At 57.4% G+C, this 20240-nt stretch carries 17 protein-coding genes and 2 pseudogenes; 1 reads left to right on the top strand and 18 read right to left on the bottom strand.

What is annotated here, in order from left to right:
* Window positions 1-556: 556 nt before the first annotated feature.
* From PACILC2_RS28075 to murQ, 18 genes and pseudogenes are all read right to left on the bottom strand, one after another.
* Window positions 557-682 (bottom strand): hypothetical protein, encoded by a 126-nt coding sequence (locus PACILC2_RS28075; protein WP_280515344.1) that lies wholly within the window; start codon window positions 680-682, stop codon window positions 557-559.
* Between the two features lie 32 nt (window positions 683-714).
* Window positions 715-2226 (bottom strand): extracellular solute-binding protein, encoded by a 1512-nt coding sequence (locus PACILC2_RS18625; RefSeq protein ID WP_244863623.1) that lies wholly within the window; start codon window positions 2224-2226, stop codon window positions 715-717.
* Between the two features lie 325 nt (window positions 2227-2551).
* A pseudogene (locus PACILC2_RS18620) lies at window positions 2552-3447 on the bottom strand (carbohydrate ABC transporter permease).
* 13 nt (window positions 3448-3460) lie between these two features.
* Complete coding sequence (locus PACILC2_RS18615; RefSeq protein ID WP_244863624.1) at window positions 3461-4360, bottom strand: ABC transporter permease; 900 nt, start codon at window positions 4358-4360, stop codon at window positions 3461-3463.
* 190 nt (window positions 4361-4550) lie between these two features.
* Window positions 4551-6833, bottom strand: a complete 2283-nt coding sequence (locus PACILC2_RS18610) for a helix-turn-helix domain-containing protein (RefSeq protein WP_213530073.1) — start codon at window positions 6831-6833, stop codon at window positions 4551-4553.
* Between the two features lie 253 nt (window positions 6834-7086).
* Window positions 7087-7557: a hypothetical protein gene (locus tag PACILC2_RS18605; protein WP_213530071.1), complete on the bottom strand. Its 471-nt coding sequence runs from the start codon at window positions 7555-7557 to the stop codon at window positions 7087-7089.
* Complete coding sequence (locus PACILC2_RS27220) at window positions 7512-8183, bottom strand: S-layer homology domain-containing protein (protein WP_244863622.1); 672 nt, start codon at window positions 8181-8183, stop codon at window positions 7512-7514. Before PACILC2_RS27220 ends, PACILC2_RS18605 begins: the two co-directional genes overlap by 46 nt.
* A complete protein-coding gene (locus tag PACILC2_RS18595) occupies window positions 8135-8527 on the bottom strand; it encodes a hypothetical protein (RefSeq protein WP_213530069.1) in 393 nt (130 codons plus the stop codon). The genes PACILC2_RS27220 and PACILC2_RS18595 overlap by 49 nt, the downstream gene beginning before the upstream one ends.
* Window positions 8524-9300, bottom strand: a complete 777-nt coding sequence (locus tag PACILC2_RS18590) for a CAP domain-containing protein (RefSeq protein WP_213530067.1) — start codon at window positions 9298-9300, stop codon at window positions 8524-8526. Before PACILC2_RS18590 ends, PACILC2_RS18595 begins: the two co-directional genes overlap by 4 nt.
* A gap of 88 nt (window positions 9301-9388) precedes the next feature.
* The gene (locus PACILC2_RS18585) at window positions 9389-10576 is read right to left on the bottom strand and encodes an anhydro-N-acetylmuramic acid kinase (protein WP_213530065.1); all 1188 of its coding nucleotides are present in this window, start codon (window positions 10574-10576) and stop codon (window positions 9389-9391) included.
* Complete coding sequence (locus PACILC2_RS18580) at window positions 10573-11670, bottom strand: N-acetylglucosamine kinase (RefSeq protein WP_213530063.1); 1098 nt, start codon at window positions 11668-11670, stop codon at window positions 10573-10575. The genes PACILC2_RS18585 and PACILC2_RS18580 overlap by 4 nt, the downstream gene beginning before the upstream one ends.
* An 18-nt stretch (window positions 11671-11688) precedes the next feature.
* Entirely contained in the window at window positions 11689-12828 is a 1140-nt protein-coding gene (locus tag PACILC2_RS18575) for an exo-beta-N-acetylmuramidase NamZ family protein (RefSeq protein ID WP_213530061.1), read from the bottom strand.
* Between the two features lie 19 nt (window positions 12829-12847).
* A complete protein-coding gene (locus PACILC2_RS18570; RefSeq protein WP_062495053.1) occupies window positions 12848-13555 on the bottom strand; it encodes a PIG-L deacetylase family protein in 708 nt (235 codons plus the stop codon).
* Window positions 13556-13589: 34 nt separating this feature from the next.
* A complete protein-coding gene (locus PACILC2_RS18565; RefSeq protein ID WP_307860644.1) occupies window positions 13590-14522 on the bottom strand; it encodes a GNAT family N-acetyltransferase in 933 nt (310 codons plus the stop codon).
* Between the two features lie 189 nt (window positions 14523-14711).
* A pseudogene (locus PACILC2_RS18560) lies at window positions 14712-15571 on the bottom strand (carbohydrate ABC transporter permease).
* A 20-nt stretch (window positions 15572-15591) separates the two neighbouring features.
* Entirely contained in the window at window positions 15592-16494 is a 903-nt protein-coding gene (locus tag PACILC2_RS18555) for a carbohydrate ABC transporter permease (RefSeq protein ID WP_062497164.1), read from the bottom strand.
* Window positions 16495-16577: 83 nt separating this feature from the next.
* Window positions 16578-18035 carry an ABC transporter substrate-binding protein gene (locus PACILC2_RS18550; protein ID WP_213530059.1) on the bottom strand — a complete coding sequence of 486 codons (1458 nt, stop codon included), beginning with the start codon at window positions 18033-18035 and terminating at the stop codon, window positions 16578-16580.
* A gap of 59 nt (window positions 18036-18094) precedes the next feature.
* Complete coding sequence (gene murQ, locus PACILC2_RS18545) at window positions 18095-19009, bottom strand: N-acetylmuramic acid 6-phosphate etherase (protein ID WP_062497166.1); 915 nt, start codon at window positions 19007-19009, stop codon at window positions 18095-18097.
* A 1003-nt stretch (window positions 19010-20012) separates the two neighbouring features.
* On the opposite strand from murQ, the gene PACILC2_RS18540 reads away from it, so the two are divergent.
* Window positions 20013-20240: hypothetical protein (locus tag PACILC2_RS18540; RefSeq protein WP_213530057.1), on the top strand; the 228-nt coding region annotated here is incomplete at its 3' end.

The raw sequence follows: 20240 nt of genomic DNA, 5'->3' as shown, positions 1-20240 counted from the left end.
CAAATAGCGTTGCTCAGATTCGTTACAATTCCGGAACATCAATTTTTCGCCAAATAGCGTTTGTCAGATTCGTTAGAGCGTTAATGGAAGCCTCAATCGTTAACGGAGGATCGTTAATGGGGGAGCGTCAATGGAAGCCTCAATCGTTAACGGAGGATCGTTAATGGAAGCCTTAATCGAACAGGTGGGCTGGGTTTGACGCTAATGGCCGCACGCTTTTTTGCGCACCTGCTTTTTAAATTCCTCATTGTAGCTCTTGCGCTGCTCCTCCACTGTAAACACCTCTTTCATCGCTAAGTCTACTATCCCGGGCCTCTTAACGTTGTGTCCCCTTTTTATTCTAACTGCATACAGGGCTATTGCTTCACACTGGCCTGCTCATGCGGACTATTGCATACCTGCTGCCTATCGCTTCGCGCCAGCCCCGCCGCTCGCCCTTTGCGCACCTGCAGGGCCTTTTCGCCTGAGGCGGCGCCTGCGGCGCACGGCAAAAGCGCTCCCGTCGGGTGCGCTTTTGCCGATTCGCCGGAAGCCCCTGAAGCCGGCGGCAGCACTGCTACTCTTTCGTTATCGCGTTCTGGTAAATCTCGATATAACGGGCCAGATTGAGCCCGTCGAATCCTTTGACATACGCGTCCCAATCCTTCTCGATATCGAGGCTGCCGATAATGAACTGGGCCATATTGGACTGAACGTAATCCTGGATGGCCGTTGTCAGCTGCGAGGCGGCGTCCGCATCCTCGGGGCGGATGAATACGCCGGTCGGATACGCCTCGGCCGGCGCGTACGGCGCGTACGCATTCGTCGCCTGCGCCAGACGCGTCTCGTAGCCTTCCGGCGTGAGCGGATCTTGTCCCACTGCGAACAAATCGCGGAATTCCTTGGACAAATCTTTCGGGCCCATAAGTGACCAGCTGTCATTGCGGATTTGGTCGGGATCGGCTTCCGGAAGGCCGCTGAAGCTGTATTTGGCCTGAGCGCCGTCGATATTTTCTCGCCGTCCTCCGCTTTCTTCCACCCCGTACCCTCTTCGGTGCCATATTCGCTCAGCAAGGCGCCTTCCTCGCTGAACGCGTAATCCGCGATTTTGATCGCAGCGATCCGCTGTTCTTCCGTCGCCTTATTGGTGACCGCAAACTGGAAGTCGCCGATACCTTGCGTCATACCGGCAAGCTGAACACCTTCCGGACCTTTGAGCGGCGGCACGATAACCCAATGCTTATGCCGGGTCGCATTCGGATCGTACGGGGTGACGAGATAGCTGACGAGCGCGGTCGTAATCGAACCGACCAGTTCGTCGCCTTCGCGGTTGCCGAGCTGTCCGAGCGCCTGATCGTTCTGCGTGAAGGCGGCCGGATCGATCAGCCCTTCCTTGTACAGCTTGTTCATGTACGCCAGGCCCTGCTTCCAGCCTTCCTGATTCGCCGCAAAGCTGACCTTTCCATTTTCCACGATCAAATACTTGCTGTTGTCGTTATAGATAAAGGCATTCATCAGAAAGGCGTCGATATTGCCGTTCCACACATATTTTTTCGGTGCCCCCGTGAGCGGAATTTCGTCGGCCTTGCCGTTGCGGTTCGGGTCTTGTTCCTTGAAAGCTTTCAGCACGGTATACAGCTCGTCGGTCGTTGTCGGGATGTCGAGGCCCAGCGTATCCAGCCATTCTTTATTGATCCAGAACTTTTGCGCAAACGTGCAGTGGTAGCATTCGTTCAGGCGCGGCAAAGCATAAATATTGCCGTCCGGCGCCGTAATCGCGTCTTTGAAATAAGGCTTCTTCTCCATCATCGCCTTGATATTCGGCGCGTATTGCTCGATCAGATCGTTCAGCGGGAGAAAGACGCCCTGCTTGCCGTAAGTCAGCACATCGTTGTACGACAATTTCCCTTCCAGGAACACTTCCGGATAGTCGCCGCTGGCCAAAAGCAGCTGGCGCCGATCCGTCAGCGCGTCGGACGGGGCCAGATCCCATTTGATTTTGACATGAAACATATCCTCGATATGCTTCGTATAGCTGTTGTCCTCCCATGGCGCCTTGCCTTGCGGAGCAAAGAACGTCATCGTCACCGGACCGGACGTTTCGCCGCCGGAAGCTGTCCCGCCCGATCCGGCCGGACCGCTTTCTCCGGCGCTGCCGCCGCCGCTCTTGCTGCAAGCCGACAACACGGCGATTAGACCGGCAAGACCGAATATCCATGCCATTCTGACCCAAAGCGATCGCTTCATATTACCCCTCCTCAGTTTTGGAAAAGTCGCCTTCAGACGCCGCCCGACAAGCTGCGCCCATTGCAGATGGCCGTGCCAGTTGCATACGGCTCGCCATTGCAGACCGCAGCACCTGTTGCATACGGCTCGCCATTGCACACGGCAACACCTGTTGCATACGGCGTCACCATTGCAAACAGTTGCACCTGTTGCATACGACTGCGCCCATTGCATACGGTGGCACCATTGCAGTCGGTTGCGCCATTGCATACAGCAGCGCCGTCCGCTGGAGGCAAGCCCCGCCGCAAATGGGCAGCCTCGCTCGCGGAGACTGTCGGCGCTTAGGTCATCCTTTCAGCGAGCCGATCATGACGCCTTTTACAAAATGCTTCTGCACGAACGGATACATGATCAGCACCGGCACCGATGCGACGACGATCAGGGCGTATTTGAGCGCCTGCTCGAAGCCTTGATCCCGGATTTTGGCCGCGGTATTGGCCAGCATCTCCGGATCGGCCGCATTCAGAATGAGCAGGTTCCGCAGCACATACTGAAGCGGAAACAGCTTCTCCGACCGCAAATAGATGAGCGCGTCAAAGTAGGCGTTCCAATGCCCGACCGCGTACATGAGCGTCATGACGGCGATAATCGGTTTCGACAGCGGCAGCACGACGCTGACAAGGTAACGGGTGTCCCGGCAGCCGTCCATCTGTGCCGCTTCCGCCAGCTCTTGCGGGATGGAAGACTGAAAGAACGTGCGCGCGACGATCACCTGGAAGACCGACAAGGCGCCCGGCAGCCACATCGCCCAGCGGGTATCGAGCATATTCAGCTCCTTGACAAGCAGATAGGTCGGAATGAGCCCGCCGCTGAAAAACATCGTGATCATCAGCAGCGTCATAAACAGATGGCGTCCGTAAAATTGCCGCACCGACAGCGGATACGCCATCAGAATCGTAAAGGCCAGATTGATCAGCGTGCCAAAAACGGTGTATACCACCGTGTTGTAATAACCGGTCATCAGCTGCGAGCTGCGGAATATCGATTTGTACGCCCGCAGGCTGAATTCGACCGGAAACAGCCACACTTGTCCGGAAACGACCGCGCGCGGCGAACTGAACGACGAGCTGACGATATAGACGAGCGGATAAAGCACCGCCAGCATGACCAGCGTCAGAAAAACATAGATGGCGAGGAGAAAATACGATCCCCGAACGACTCCTTGATTCCCGCTTTGATCATCATGCGCATCCCCTTACCACAGACTCGTCTCCGATGCCTTCCTTGCAAAGAAGTTGACCGCGATCAGCAGCACCAGATTGACAACGGAGTTGAACAGGCCGACCGCCGTGGAGAAGCTGAAGTTGGCGCCGACAAGCCCGACTTTGTAAACATAGGTTGATATCACTTCCGACGAGCTCAGATTGAGCGGATTTTGCATCAGAAATATTTTTTCGAAGCCGACATTCATGATGTTGCCGAGATTAAGAATAAGCAGGATGACGGTTATCGGAATGAGCGAAGGCAGATCGATATGCACGATTTTCCGCCATCTCGGCGCCCCGTCCATCTTGGCGGCCTCATACAGCGCAGGATCGACGCTCGCCAGCGCGGCCATGTAAATGATGGACGCATATCCCATTTCCTGCCAAACGCCGGACCAGACGTAGATCGATTTGAAATATTCCGGTATGCCCATAAAATTGGTCATGTCTTTCCCGAACAGCGAATACAGCCTGTCTACGACCCCCACATGCGGCGTCAGCATCAGAATGACGATCGACACCATCACGACCGTGGAAATAAAATGCGGCGCATACGTAATCATCTGCACCGATTTCTTGAACAGCCCGTTGCGAATTTCGTTCAAAGCGAGCGCCAGCAAAATCGGGACGGGAAATCCGGCAACGAGCGAGTAGAAGCTGATGACGATCGTATTTCGGATGATCAGCCTGAAATTCGGAGATTGGAAAAAAGCTTCGAAATGCTTCAACCCGGCCCACGGGCTTCCCCATATCCCCTGCACGACGTTGAAATCCTTGAAGGCGATTTGAACGCCGAACATGGGCACATATTTGAAAATGATCAAATACAGAACCGGCGGAAGAATGAGAAGATACAGCTCCCAGTGCCTCCGTATTTTTGGCGGGGCGATAACCCGCGACCCATTCGCAGCCCTCCTTCGCGCGTCATGGCGTCCGACCGTTGTCGCGGTTGCCGCGGCCCGCGACCGTGGTCGCCGCAATCCGAATTGTAGAAGACCGGAAAGGGCAACGGCAATGCACAAGATTCGCCGTTTCGCCTTTTTTCGTTCAGCCACGCCAAACCGGCCCCGCGCCGCGAAGTTATCCATATTCCGCCGCTACTCCGTTTTCGCCGGCCGGGGCGACTTCCTTGTTCGTCCCGCACATCTGCTTGCGGTAATCTCTCGGCGACACCCCCACCACATTTTTGAACGCGCGGTTGAACGAATTGTAATTGTAGTACCCGACCTCGCTGCTGATCGTCTGCATCGGCTTTTCCGTTTCCAGCAGCATCTTTTTCGCCTGTTCGATCCGCCGCCCGATCAGAAAATCAACGAAGTTTTCGCCGATTTCATCCTTGAACATTTTGCTGAGATATTTCGGATTGACTTGGAACTTGCCGCTCAAGTAATCGAGCGACAGCTCCGGATTGGCAAAATGCCGCTCAATGTAGTCACGGATTTGAAGCATGAGCGCCCTGCTTCGGTGCGACTCCCGCAGTTCCTGAATCCGCCCGGTCATCGCGTCGAAGATGCGGACGCACTCCCGCTGCAGACCGTCAAGCGTATCCCACCGGCCGGCAAGCTGCTGCAGCTCGCGCCGGATATCGCTCCAGATCGCCCGGTAGTCCTTCGACTGCTCCGATACTTCGCCGTCCAAATGCTGGACGAAAAACTGCATCACGTTTTCTATTTCTCTCCGGGGCAGTACCGCTTCGCGGATTTGGCGGAAAAACAGGATGATATGAGCGCGCCATTCGGGATCGGCCATACGGAGCGACGGGGACAGCAGGTAAATCGTTTTGAACCATTCCTGCGGCTCCTTCTGCGGCCTGACCGTATCTTTCGCGGCGATCAGACGGTTGGCGCCGAGCACCGCTTTGAATTGCAGACATTGGCCTGCCGTCTGATAGGACAGGCGCGTTTCCTCCAGCGTCGTGGCCGGCCCGCCCTGGCCCGCCGTAATCGTAAAGCTGACATGGCGCCCGATCCACCTTCTGCATTCTTCCAATATCGCGGCGCTTTGCTGTGCGGAGTCCGGCCCGGCCGTCCACAGGATAAGGGACAGGCGGCGGTCCGTCGACCACTCCGCCCAGACGGCCGCCCCGTGCAGCTTGGCCGTTTCGTGAACGGCGCTGTACAAAATAAATTTCAGCAGAGACCGGTCCCGTTCGCCGTACGTCCCGGCGAAACCGTCATAATCGTCGATTTCCACGATGAATGCCGTTGCCGTTTTTCCCTCCACCCGAAGATGGAATTGGCTCAGTTCGGCCATCCATTCCAGCTCGCTAAGCTGCTCGTTTCCTTCCAGCACCTGATGAAAGTGATAGCGCCGCTGCATAATGAGCCGCTCCCGATACCGCTTCTGAAACAGCCTCGATTCGTTCATCAGGCTTTCCAGCGTACTGCGGATGAAGCTGAACTCTCCGTTTTTGTCTCCGGCCGCATGGTCGGGTTTGGCGGAATAAGTCTCGATCAGGGAGACCAGCTGACGGATCGGCTTGTAGTTCCGCTTCGTGACCAGCACGACCCATATGATGCCGAGCATCGCGACGATCAGCGCAAAAACGACCCATGTATAATAAAAAGAAAGCGTCCATTTCAGACCGTTGCGGTCATGCAGGCCGCTTGCAATTTCCCAACCCGTATACGGGGATACATAACTGGACAGCACGGTACCCGAGCCTGCGCCGCCGCTCTCTTCCGTTCGGCTTGCCGGCTTCGCGCCGAGCAAGTCGTTGCCTTGGCGGTCCAGCATCTTGACGAGGGAAATATCCGGGTTGTACATTTGCCCGACCGTTTCCTTCAGCTTGGCCAGGCTGACGTTCACTACAAAATATCCCTGCCGCTCGCTCCGGTTGTAGGGCACGCTCTTCACCATCGTGACGACATCGACCGGATCGGAGTCGGCAAACGCCTGAAACTTGCGGGCGTCCGACCATTTCGTTCCCGCGGGGGCGGCGGCGTAAGCCCGGATGAAGGGGGCGTCCCCGAACTCTTCGGCCGACCGCGGAGCGTCCCCGAAGATGAATCCGTCGCTGAACCGGACAAAATAGATCGAATCGATGACGGGGTAGTTGAATTTGAGGTCGTCCATGACCGCCTGGGCTCTGATGTTGGCGAGCACATCCATCGATGTCCGGCTGAAGAAACGCTGAACGTTCTCGTTTGCCAATATTTCGCGAACGACCCGGTATTCGATGCTTCTCAACGCGTTGTCCGTCAGCCGCACCACCTGCTGCGCCAGAAAGTCGTTCGCTTTCATCGCTTCCCTGCGGGTCAGTTCGTTCAGCGTTTGAAAAAACAGGATGAACAGAATGGTAATGACGATAAAAAAGACCGGCAGATATGAAAGCAGCAAACGGCGAAACCATGTTTTGGTCATCCGCCATCCTCCTCCCTTTTTCATCTGTTATAGCCGAACCGGCGGTCGGCAACAAGCTGCCGCGTCGTTTCCGGACAATGTATCGCAAGCGGTTTCATACGTCCTGTGCATATAAAAAACTGACGCCTTGATCAGACGTCAGTTTATATCGGTTTATCGCAAGCTGCAATTGCCGAAATTCCACAACCTATCATTTTCCGCCTGCGGTCGCCGCTCGCTCGGGACGCCCGTTTTCGCCCCGTTTCGCTGCGGTCTAGTACATCACAATGGCCGATTGGCCGGGTTTTGCCGAAATGTAATAGGCCAGATCGTCCCGGGTAGAGACATAGATGCTCGCGTCATCCGCATCGATCCGCTCGAACGTCACCGTGAAATTGCCGTAGGCATCGCCCTTCGTTTGGAGCGTTTCGATATGTTCGCCGTCCGGCGTCGAAGCGTGGACCTCCACCTTAATCGTCCGGTTCGCCGCTTCGGCGAACGCACCCCTGACGATCAGCTTCCGGTCGGCCTGATAGGTCACTTTCACCGTCCGGTCGGGAAGTCCGCCCTTCTTCTCGTTCTCGGTCATGACGGTTATTGCGGTAGGCCGGAACGTCAGGCGAAATCCCTGATCTTGCAAGTTTTTCAAAAATACGATCGCTTCGGCGCGGGTCAGCCGGTCTTTCCCCGCATAGCCTTTCACAGTAGCCGACGTTTTGCCGGAAGAGAAGCCCATATTGAGCAAGAAGCGGATCGCATCGTCGTCGTTCGCGTAGTTTTGCCGCTCAGGCCGGCGACGATCTGCGCCACCTCCGCCCGGGTAATGGCGCGATTGCGCCGCTTCGCATCCATGACGCTTTTGTCGACATCCAGGTTCAGCCTTTTCGCATACCAATAGTACCGGTCGCTCCATACGCCGAGACTTTTGCTTGGCTTGCCGGTACGATCCATGCCGCGAATCACGCTGTCATCGGCATACAAGGTGAACAGCATCGCCAAAAATTCGGCTTCGCTCACCTGCTTGTTCGGCTTGAACGTGCCGTCGGCATAGCCTTTGACCATTTCCCGCTCGACTGCCCATCGGATCTGTTCTTCAGCCCAATGTCCTGTTATATCTTTGATGGCCGGCATCGTGTAGACGTTCACCCGAAGCGTCGCCGTCCGTCCTTCGTAACGGACGACGATATCCGCCTGGCCCGGCTTCAAGCCCGTCACCGCACCGTTTTGGATACGGATCTTGTCGGAGTCCGTCTTATAAGCCGCTTTCGATTTGACGTCCACGCTCAAGCCGTTTTCATATACTGCATGAATGGCCGGCAGCTTCAGCTCGCTCCCGACCTTGACGGACAGCTCGGCCTTTTCGGGAAACAATCCGGCAAGCTGTCCTTTCTCGATCGGCTCGACGCGGAAGAACCGGGTTTCGTACGCGATCTCCGCGTCCGTTCCGTCCGTTTTTTCAAACCCGTGATCCGTACCGCGAACCTTTCGCCATCCTCGATCAATTGCGTCTCGTCCGGACGGAAGATGATGCCGTAAGTATAGCCGTAACGGGCGGTGTCGACATTGAAATACAGCCCGTCAGCAGCGGACCGGGAAGAGGAGCTCGTCTCCTTCCGCGTCTTCTCGTCGAACACCCATGTTTTCCGGTCGCTGAGCCGGGTCAATTCCACCCGGACGTCGGACAGCTCGGGCTGCTGAAAGCGGGACGGGTTCAAATGTACCGACCAGGCCTGATTCCCCTCAAAACATCGAGCGGAAACGCGCCTTTGTTCGGATACAGGATGTAATTGAAATCGAGCTGGCCTTCCCTGCTCTGATCGAACACCTGCATGGCGCTGTAATATCCGTCCTGTTTCCCGTTGCTCGCGGCGGCGAGACCGAAGCCGATCCGCTTCAGCTGAGGGCTTAAAATCCATCTGCGATGGCCGACCCGATCGATATTCGAGCTGTCGGAATCGTCCATATAAGCCTCTACACTCCGCACCAGTACGTTGTCCGTACCGCTCGTCGTCCAGTAAATATTGGAGCTGCCGGCCGATTTCTCCCCCAATTCGAAGAAGTCTTGCGGCATATCCTCCGGCTGGACGGGATTGTGGGTCAGCCGCCCGTTGGCGGCGATCGTCACCGCGCCGTGCTGGGCTTGCCGGTTCAACGATTCGTCCAGCACCAGATCGGCCGGCAGGCCGGAGACAAAGCGGTAGAAATTAGCGGCGTTCAATCCTTTCTCCAAATAGCCGTCCTTCAGCTTGCCCGCCCGGTAAGGCGACTTGCTGCTAGGGATTTCGGCGAAGGCGCCGTCTCCCGCATCATGCGCATTCTTCATCCATTGATTCCACTTTGCCGCGATCTCCTTCTCGCTTCTTTCCGGCAGCAAGCTGTCGACCGGCACCGGTTCCGCAAACGCGGCATGCGGCAGCCACAGCGATAACAGGATGCTGCCTGCTGCCAGACTGAAATACTTTAGCAATCCTTTCCGCCGATTGTGCATGTTGCCATGTCCCCTCTTTTCGGAAGTATACACATATTTTCGGCGTAAGGACGGCTTGATTTTAGAGGAGAATTCCACGCACCCGCCCTCAGGGCAGCGCCAGCTTGCCCATCACGGTCGGAGCCGAGGCGCCGGTCGCGGCCGGCACATTGTTGCAGTTGCCGAGCAGGAAGGCGTGCCCGAGCAGGGCGAAAATGACCGCCTCCTTGGCGTCTTCCGGCACGCCGAACGCACCGGCCTGCAGCACGGCCTGCTCCGGAAGCAAGGCGGCGAGCATCGCCATCAGCGTGCGGTTATGAGCACCGCCGCCGCTGACGATCAACTCGTCAATGCGGCTGTGCGGCATGGCGAAACGGCGGCAGGCGTCGGCGATGGAATGCGCCGTGAAGGCGGTGGCCGTCGCCACGATGTCGGCGGGGGCCAGGCCGCGTTCCGCCGCCCGCGCCAGAAAGGCGGACGCGTAAGCGGCGCCGAACAGCTCGCGGCCGGTCGACTTGGGCGGCGGCTGGCGGAAATACGGATGCGACATCAGTTCCGAGACAAGCGCTTCGTCGGGCGTGCCTTGCGCCGCCCACGCCCCTCCCTCGTCGTAGCTCAGCTTGCCGCCGCTCAGCGTTTGCACCGTCTGGTCGATCACCATGTTGCCCGGGCCGGTGTCGAACGCCATCACATCCTGCAGGCCGGCTCCCGGCGGAAGCACGGTGCAGTTGCCGATGCCGCCGATGTTCTGCAGGATGCGCCCCTTGGCCGGGTGGCCGAACAAAATCAGGTCGCCGTACGGCACAAGCGGCGCGCCTTGTCCGCCGACGGCCAGGTCGGCCGGCCGGAAATCGCCTACCGCCGGCCGCCCCGTCCGCTTCGCCAGCACCGACAGATCGCCGATCTGCAAGGTGGAGCGGACCAGATACGGATCGGCGGGCGGCGCGTCCGGCATATGCCAGATCGTCTGGCCGTGCGAGCTGACGAAATCGATCTCATCCAGCGATAGTCCCGCCTCCCGGACGGCTGCGGCGGCCGCATCGGCGAACAGCTCGCCGAGATAGGCGTTCATGCCGCATATGGAAGCTACATCCGAGGACGCCGGATCGCACAGCGCCTTCAATCTCTCCCGCAAGGCATCGTCGTACGGGCGGGATTCAAAATGCAGCAGCGACACCCGGGACGCCAGACCGCTTCCTTCGATGCGGACGACCGCGGCGTCGATGCCATCCAGCGACGTGCCCGACATGAGACCGACCGCGATCGCATACGGCCGGTCGGTTTCCCAGCGGATCATCGCTTTCCCTCCCCGCCGCCGGACGGCGAACGGAGCGCCTCCAGCGCCAGCAGCATGGCGCCGTACGACGCGTCCCGCTTCGGATCGATGCAGCGCCAGCCGGGATGGCTCCCGGCGATGCGGCTGACGACCGCTTCGCGCACGCGGCGGTTGCGGGCGAGAACGCTGCCGGCCAGCGCGATCTCCCGCCGGAACGGCGCCGGCCAGCGGCGCTCCGATTCCCCGGCTTCGCACGCTGCCCCGGTCTCGCCCCGCTCCGCTCCCTCAGCTTCGCACATTGCCCCGGACCCGCTTCGCTCCGCTCCCTCAGCTTCGCACATTGCCCCGGACCCGCTTCGCTCCGCTTCCGCCGCTTCCATGCGCCCGATCACGGCGAACGCCAGCTCGGCGAGCGCCGCCGCGTTCTTGTCCGCGATGCGCAGCGCCGCCGCATCCAGCGCCTCGCAGGCGACCGACAACAGCGGCGCCAATGCCGCGATGTCCTTCTTGCCCGTCCGCTTGTCGTAGACGAAGCCGATCAGTTCGCCGACCGAACCGATTTGCAGCCGCTCATAGACAAGCTCCGTCAGGATGCCGGGAGCTTCCCGGCCGTCTGCGGAGCGGACGACGGCGGAGAGGATGTCGCGGCCGATGCTGTAGCCGCTTCCTTCGTCGTCGATCAGATGACCGAATCCGCCGGCGCGATGCGTCAGGCCGGACGGATGGCGGCCGTAGCAGATCGAGCCGGTACCGGCGATCAGAATGATGCCGTGCAGCCCTTCGTGCGCGCCGCAAAGCGCGGTCTCGTGGTCGCCGGCCAGAATAAGACCGCCCCGGTAGCCGTTCTCCCTCAGCCTCGCCGTCAGCAGACCGCTTACGGCGGGATTGCTGATGCCGGCGGCGCCGACGCACAGCTGCACGCAAGCGTCCAGCTCGCCGCACCGCTCCGCAATGCCGCGGCACACGTCGCGAATCGTCGCGGCGAATCCCGCCTCGTCCTGTCCGTTATAGTTCAGCGGGCCCGCGTCGAACGTGCCGACAACCGCGCCCGTCTCGTCGGCGACGGTGACGGCGGTCTTCGTGCCGCCGCCGTCCGCTCCGGCAACATATCGCATACAGGGATCACTCCGTTGTCAATAGAGGTGGTACTGCCGCTTTCTCTCCGCGAACGCGCGGCTCTCTTCCGCGAACTGTCCGAGCAGGCCGGCGACATCGACCGGCTCGTTCCGGTACACGCTGTCTCCGCACAGCAGATCGATGAAAGGTCTGCCGCCCTCGCGAACCGGCGGCAGAAACGCAAACGGTTCGAACAGCTCCTTGATCGTAAACAGCAGCGTCACGCCCGTCTCCACGGGGCGAACAGCGCGCTCGTCGAGCACGTGCACATGGACGCCGCCGCACATTTCGCCCTGATGCTTGGAAGCCGTCGGCTTGAAATAGACCGGGCGGAAGTATACGCCGGGAAGCCGCTTCCGATTCATCTCGCCGGCCAGCAGATCCGGATCGATGAATGGCGCCCCGATCATTTCGAACGGCGCCGCCGTCCCCCGTCCTTCCGATACGTTCGTCCCTTCGAACAGACATGTGCCGGGATACAGCAGCGCCGTATGAAAGCGAGGAATTCCTAAGGATGGCGGAATCCACACCAATCCGGTATCGGGGAACAGCATCGCGCGATCCCAGCCTTCGCAGCGCACGACATGGAGCTCGGCGTTCCATTTCATCTCACTGTTCGCCATCACCGCCACCTCGCCGGCCGTAAGGCCGTAGCGGACAGCGAGCGGATAATTGCCGACGAACGAACGGAAGCCGTCCTTCAAAATATTCCCCTCCACCGTCACCCCGTCCAGCGGATCGATCCGGTCGAGCACGACAAACGGTTTGCCCGCCGCCGCGCAATCTTCCAAAGCGTACAGCATCGTATAAATAAAAGTATAGTAACGGGTGCCGACATCCTGAATATCGTAGACGATCATATCGACCTCGTCCAGCATTTCCGGCGTCAGCCGCTTGGAGTCCTGGCGGTAAAGGCTGTATACCGGTACGCCGGTGGCGGGGTCCTGATAAGTGTCCACGAGCGCGCCCGCTTCAAGGTTTCCCCGTACGCCATGCTCCGGCGAGAACAGCGCGGCCAATTGAAACTCCCGGTGCATAATGTCGATCGTCGACCGGAAATCGTTCGCGAGCCCGGTCGGCGAGGTGATCAGTCCGATGCGTTTGCCGCGAAACAGATGCGCATACTCCGTTATGCAATCGATGCCGTTGCGGATCATCGCCTCTCCCCCTTGTCTGCTACAGCTCGGACTGACGAAGACGCATCGTCTCCGGCGGAATCATGAACGTTTCCGCATACTGCTTTCGCGCCTCGATGCCGCGCACTCGGGCCAGATGCTTGTAATATTCCAGATACGGGAACGATTTGCTGCCGGTCACGAACCAGTGCGTGGACAAAGCTTTGATCCACAAATCGTAAGCTTCCTGATCGAAGTCCACATAGAGGTACGGCACGTAATCGACGGCATCCTCCCAATTCTCCGAATAATAGAGCTTCGCCGCGAAATGAGCGGGTCTTTCCCGTTCCAATGCGCGCAAGCCGGCGAAAAATCTCGCGTCGTTCACGATCCGGTGGGTCGTCGCATGGTCCTTGTGCATGCTGTTCCGATGGTGAGTAATGATGATGTTCGGCTTCACTTCGCGGATGACGTCGCAGACGCGAAGCCGGATCTCTTGATCGTCCGGAAGCTCCCCGTCCGGAATGTCGTCGAACACGATCGCCCGGCCGCCCAGCATTTCGGCAAACGTATGCGCTTCCCGCACTTTCTGCTCGCGGTATTCGTTCACATCCTGCCAATCCGGCACGCCGCGCTCCCCGGCAGTCAGCGCCAGCGTCACGATGCGGTCCCCCTTCAAAGAATGGCTGGCCAATACGCCTCCCGCCGTCAGTTCCACGTCGCCCACATGAGCGCCGATACCCAATATTGTAATCGGTCGTTCACTCATTTTTGCAGCTCCTTTCTCATAACCGCGAATTGCTTCACCGTGGCGAACCCCGCCCGTTCATAAATGCGAATAGCCGGATTGCCGCTTCCGGTATAGAGCGACATGTAGTCCGTGCCGATATGCCGGAACGCTTCACACAGGCGGAAAACAGAATCGTGCCCAGACCGTGCCCTTCATGCTCCGGATGAACGCCAATGCCCGCGAAGTAGCCCCGCCCGTTCTCCTGCCGGATAACCGGACCGGCGAACCCGACGGCCCGGCCTTCCCGATGCGCGATCAGCACCGGCACGCCGTCTTCGGCGCTCTGCGCAATTTCCTTGCGCCAGAGCGGGTTGCCGAGCGCATCGAGCATCTCCCCGACACCGAAGTGCCGCGAGGCATCGAACGGCTCTACCCGGTAGCCATTCGATGCCGCCTTTTCTTCCTTTGCCCGGATATCGTCGGGAACGGCGAAGCCGTCAAGCGGCAAATACATCGCGCATTCGATTGCCCGCTCGGCATAGCCTTGCCGCAGCAGAAAGCTATGCAGCGCGCTGCCGACCGGCACGCCCGGCGCGTTGTTATGCTCGTGCCTGGGGGTATCCGGTATATACCACGGCAGCTGCATCGGATTGAAGAACAAGACCTCCGCCTGCCGCTTGCCCTTCTCCCGGAAACGACCCTCCAGCGCCCCAAGCAGCGCCGCATAACGCTCTTCCGCCTGCGCGCCGTCCGCCAGCACGATGCAGGTGATGTAGCCGGCGACATCGCCGAGAGGCAGATCGTCACCCGTACAGCCGCAGGCGAACCCCCGGACGCGGCCGTCTTCCAGCCACACGAACGTATTCTCCGCATCGAAGTATGCATTGCGCAGGAAGATGGCGGAGAACCGCTCTTCCGTCATTTCCTTGTAGCCGTCCTTCACCGCCTGTTGGTTCCACAAGGCGATAACTTCGGGCGCGTATCGGTCGTCCCACTTCGCGATCATGGATGCCGCTTCCTCCTTTCAAGCCGCAACTTTCTTTCGTGCCTCATCCTTGTTCAAACCGAACTTACTTTCATACCGCATCCTTCTTTAAGTCGCAACTTCCTTCCATTCCGCATCCTACTTCAAGCAGTAATGTAAGCCGCATATTCCTTTCAAATCCGCTCCTTCTTTTGCCGCCCAGTCTCGTTGTCAGCCTTTGACCGCCCCGACCGTCACCCCTTCGAGGAAGTAACGCTGCAAGCTGAAGAAGAGGACGAACATCGGCAGAGCGGATATCGTGGCGCCCGCCATCATCGGCGCGAAATAGGTCGTATTGGCGAAGCGGAAGTTTTTCAAGCCGACCTGGATCGTCTGCATGTCCATCGTGTTCGTGACCAGAAACGGCCAGAAAAACGTATTCCACGTTTCCATAAACGTCAGAATCGCCATCACCGCCATCACCGTTTTGGAGAGCGGCATCACAATGCGGAACAAAATCTGGAGCTGGCTGCATCCTTCCACCTTGGCGCTTTCCAATATTTCCTTCGGAATCGTCGACATGAACTGCTTCGCCAGAAAAATGTTATAAACGGTAACGAGCGACGGCAAAATCAGCGCGCTGTACGTATTTTGAATTTCAAATATGTTGACAATCAGAATGTACAGCGGCACCTGCGTCACCTGATACGGAATCATCATGGCGCAGAGCAGCACGGCAAACAGTACATTGCGTCCCCGGAACTGGATTTTAGAGAAAGCGTAGCCCGCCATCGTGGCAAACAGTACGTTCGAAACCATTACGCAGACGGCGACGAGGAGCGAGTTGCCGAGCCACCGGTACGAATATTCGCTGTAATCGAAGAAAAATTTGTACGATTCCAGCGTGAATTTCCCCGGCCAGATCGAATAGCTGACCGCCCCCGCCTCTACGGGATCGCCGAACGACGAAATAATCATGAAATAAATCGGAAACAAGGTCGCTAGCGCAAAAGCAGAAGGAGGACGATGATGACGGTGTTGCGTATATATCTGGCAGTGCGGTTTCCCAAATGGTTGTTGTACAAGGCCAAGTCCGTTCCCTCCTTCTACCTTAATATTCAACGTCTTTGCCCATGAACTTGAATTGGAAAAACGAGATCAAGGCAATGATGAATGCCAAAATGAGCGATTGCGCCGCGGCTTTGCCGAATTCGAAATATTTGAACGCCGTATCGAAAATGAGAAGGCCGACCATCGTCGTGGAGTGGTTCGGACCGCCGCCCGTCATCAGATAAGCGTTCTGGAACACCTGGAACGAACCGATCACGCCGGTCACGAGCAGGAAGAGCGTCGTCGGCTTCAGGCACGGAATGACGATGTGCCACATTTTTTGCAGGAAGGTCGCGCCGTCGATTTCCGCCGCCTCATAGTAGCTGTCGTCAATACCGAGCAGAGCCGCTACATAAATAATGATGCTCGTGCCGTGACTGGACAGCCAGGACATCAGCACCAGCGAAAACATCGAGGTCGAACTGGAGCCGAGCCAGTTCTGATTGGAGATGCCGAACCAGCCGATCAACTGGTTGAGGATGCCGTTAGGCAAAGGGTCGAAAATCCACAGCCATACGACCGACAACGCGACGCCGGAAGCAACGGCGGGAAGGTAGTATATCGCCTTGAACGTCGTCTGCATCCACTTCTTGAGCGGCATAATCATGATCGCAACGGCAAAGGAAAGAACCAGCGCTACCGGCACGGTCAGCACCGTGTAGACGACCGTATTCCTGATCGCCTTCCAGAACAGATCGCTGCGGAAAATGTCCGAATAATTGTCGAAACCGATAAAAGTAGAGCCCATCGGGCTGTATTGCTGAAAGCTGATGATGAACGCACTTGCAACCGGATAGGCGGTGAACACCGCGAAGACCGTCAGCGCGACGGCGATGAATGCGTAAGCCCAGGCTCCGTCTCCTCTGTTTAATCGTCTTCTGATCATGGATGCCATTTGAGCCATCATGCAGGACTCCTTTCCGATGCCGCTTCACAAAACATAGATCGGATAGCCGCCCGACGTAGGCGGCTATCCGAGCATGCTCCTTACTCCTTCACTACCCCGTCTTCGCCGAACGTGTCGATCGCAGCCTTCTTGACCGCTTCGTACATTTCCTCCGGCGTAATTTCATTCGCCAGCAGCGCCTGCAGCTTCGGAATGATAACTTCGTTTTCGATTTTGATCGCTTGGGCGCCAAGCTCTACCGGAATGTCGGGGCGAGCCGGGGCTGCTGTTTTCAACATGTTTTCGACGGCCGCAACGTTGTCCGGATTGCGGTTCGTCTCCATGTTTTCCGCAGCCTTCCGGGCGCTGTCCGTAATATGCGCCGCGAACAGATCGTTGTTGGTCGTAGCCGCCACTTGACCGCTGGCCAGGAAGTATGCCGCTTTGACGACGTTGGCCTTATGCTCTTCGGACGGCTCCTTCTTGCCGCGGAACGCCACATATCCGTCCACGACCGCATGGGCTACGGCCGGTTGTCCGGCGAACGACGGCACAGGCAGCACGATATAATCCACTTTGATGCTGTCTTTCACGGCGCTGCCGTCACCCGCTTCGATCTTCGCATTGTTCTGGTTCGCCGAGTTTTCGAATACGGCAAGCCCTTTGCCCGTAATCATCGTCTGGCCGGTCAGGAACATATTCCACCGCTTGCCCGCGTCGACGGAGCTCAACTCTTTCGGCATGGAGCCGTCGTCGATCATTTGTCGAATCGCTTTCAACACTTCGAGGAAGTTTTTGTTCGTGTAAGCGTATTTCAGATCTTCCGTAAACGGAGACGGCATGCCGGCGCTCTTGACGAGAATGCCCAGATAGTCTTTGGAAGCGACGCCCGCCGTTGCGAATACGAAGCCGTAGCGGGTCGTTTCATTGCCGTTCTTCACGACACCTTTCTTGATCGCTTCGCGGAATTCTTCGTAAGTCCAGCCCTCTTGCTGCACTTTCTTCCAGTCGATGCCGGCTTCCTCCAGAAACTGCTTGTTGCCGCCGAGCGCGTGAACCTCCATGTAAGCCGGGAAGCCGTACAGCCCGTCGCCTTTCTTCATGTATTCCAGCGGGGCCGGGTCGAAATCCTCGATCATCTCCGGTGTCGCCAGGTCTTTAATATCCAGCAGCATGCCCATCTGCGCGTATTTGGAAATGCCGTCGGAACCGATGAAAGCCAGGTCCGGCGGACTTCCCGCATTCACTTGCGTATCGAGCTTCTGGGTAATATCTTCCCAGCTGGCCGGTTCGATTTTCAAGGTCAGGTTGGGATACAGCTTATTGAAATCGGCTTCCATCTGTTTGAAATTTTCCTGATACTTCGGAGATACCGGGGGAAGCAGCGCCGTAATGGTATCTTTCGCGTCCGAACCCGAATTTTCCGATCCCGAAGAAGCGCCTTCGCCCGTAGAACCGCCCGAATCGGAGCCGCCGCCGCCCGATCCGCAAGCGGACAACAAGCCCAGGGACAGCAGCAGCGCCAATACTGCCGCGGCAAACCTTGTTTTTCTTTTCATGCTCAAGATCCTCCCTTTTAAATATAAAGTCTATATACTTACATTTGCCTAAAGCTTGCTTACATTACTTTAGTGCAAATGCGTATAGCTTCTTTCAGGTTGCCTGCGCACTGGGCGAGCACGCGCTCCGCGCTCGCGGCGTCCAATCCGGATTTGATCATCATGATCGCAAGCTTGCAGTCCATGGACGATTGTGCCAAATAGGCCGCGGCCGTCTCGTCATCCACGCCTGTCGCCGCTTTGATGATGCGCAAGGAACGGTCGAACAGCTTCTTGTTGCTGGCTTTCAGATCGACCATCAAATTATTGTACGTTTTGCCCAGCTTCACCATCGTGCAGGTCGACAGCATGTTCAGCACCAGCTTCTGGGCCGTACCCGCCTTGAGCCTGGTGGAGCCCGCAATCACTTCCGGTCCGACGACCGGCGCGATGCAAATATCGCAAACTTGCTCCAGCTTCGTGTTCTTGTTGTTCACGACACCGATGGTGACGGCGCCGATCTCGGCGGCCCGGCGCAATCCCTCGATCACGAACGCCGCGCTGCCGCTTGCGGAGATGCCGATGACGGCATCCTTCTCCGTTACGCCAATCCGGTCAATGAGCGCCCGGCCTTCGTCCCCATCGTCCTCGCAGCCTTCGACGGCCGTCCGCAGCGCCTGGTCGCCGCCGGCGATATAACCTTGCACGAGCGACGGGTCGACGCCGAACGTAGGCGGGCATTCCGATGCGTCAAGCACGCCGAGTCGGCCCGACGTTCCCGCTCCGATATAGAACATTTTGCCGCCTTTTGACAGCGATTGATAAAGCGCTTCCACAGCGCGTGCGATATGGGGGATTTCCGCTGCGACCGCAGCCGGAACCTTGGCGTCTTCCCGATTGAGCAATTCAAGCATCTGCTCCGTCGTGCATTCATCGATCATCTGTGTGTCGGGGTTTATCCCCTCCGTCGTCAAGCTTGCAAGGTAGTCTTTCATTCCATATTCCCCTAACGTGACCATAATCAAGCCGAGTTCAGCCCGTACGGATCGGTCCATTTCCTCTATCTTGTTCAGTTCTATATTAAGCGTTTTATTTCAATGTCGTCAATACATTTTGTAATATTTTTTTATGTTGAAATTAATTATTGGCATTTTATATCACATACCCATCCCTGCGGAGCGGTGCCGCGATCGCATTAACGGGCACATGGCGAAGCGGGGTTGAAGCGGAAAGTGAGTTAGAGTGTCGCGGTTTCGGGTTGGGCATGCGTGTGTTGTACCAGCGTTTGAAGTGTCCCGATTTCGGGGCATGGTAGTGTGTGTGCGTATCGGCGTTGCAGAGTCTCGGTCTCGGGGTGAAGTTGCGTATGTTCGCTGCCGGCGTTGTAATGTCTCGGTCTCGGGGCGTGGTTGAACGCGGTAAGGCCGGTTTTCCGTATATCAATCGATCGAACGAGGTCAACGGCACATATTTTGGTGCGATTATGCACCAAGTCTCGACCGAACCGCCGTAAATGGAAGTGCCGCAGACAATCAAATCTTGCAAAAATACATCATTTTCGGGAGATTTCAGGGCAATCAAAGAAAATTGATGCAAAAATACATCTTTTTAACAAAAAAAGACTCAAAACGGAGTGATCAGGAAAAAATTGCTGTATTTTTGCAGGATTTTGGTCCTTTGAACGATTTATGATCCATAAAAGCTGCACTTTTGCAATTTTTTCCCCATTTGTTTTGGCAATGCATGTAACGGTGTCGGTGGAGTGCGGCGGTGGGAGGCGGCTTTTGGAATGCAGCTTAGGATGCTGCGTTGAAAATGCGGCTTAAGAGTTACAGTGAAATGCGGCTTGGGAGACGGGGGTTGAAATACAGTCGGGGGCGGTGGAAGACGGTCAGCATGTTCTGCGGTCGGCGGGGCTGCAGACGGCGAAAAGGCCTGATGTCCCCGTACCATCGAATAGCCCTTCTCGTTTATGCGGTTGCAGAATGCGCCTTGTCAGTGGCTGCAATATTTGTTCTTGCAGGTTTACGTACCAAAAAAGGCCTTCCGGATCATTCCGCATTCCGGCCGGCCTCTTTGCGCATTCGCGCTGCGAACGGTGGAAAGCCTGCAAATTTGCTAACCTGCACAAATCTCAAAATCGCGAACCGCACCATGCTGCAAAACCTGCAACCTACAAACTTACACCAAACTACACAGCTACACAAAACTACAAACTACAAACTA

The organism is Paenibacillus cisolokensis, from assembly GCF_018403665.1.
GTDB lineage: Bacteria > Bacillota > Bacilli > Paenibacillales > Paenibacillaceae > Paenibacillus_AH > Paenibacillus_AH cisolokensis.
The sequence above is the reverse complement of the archived record's forward strand: the minus strand, read 5'-3'. Positions and strand labels throughout refer to the sequence as shown.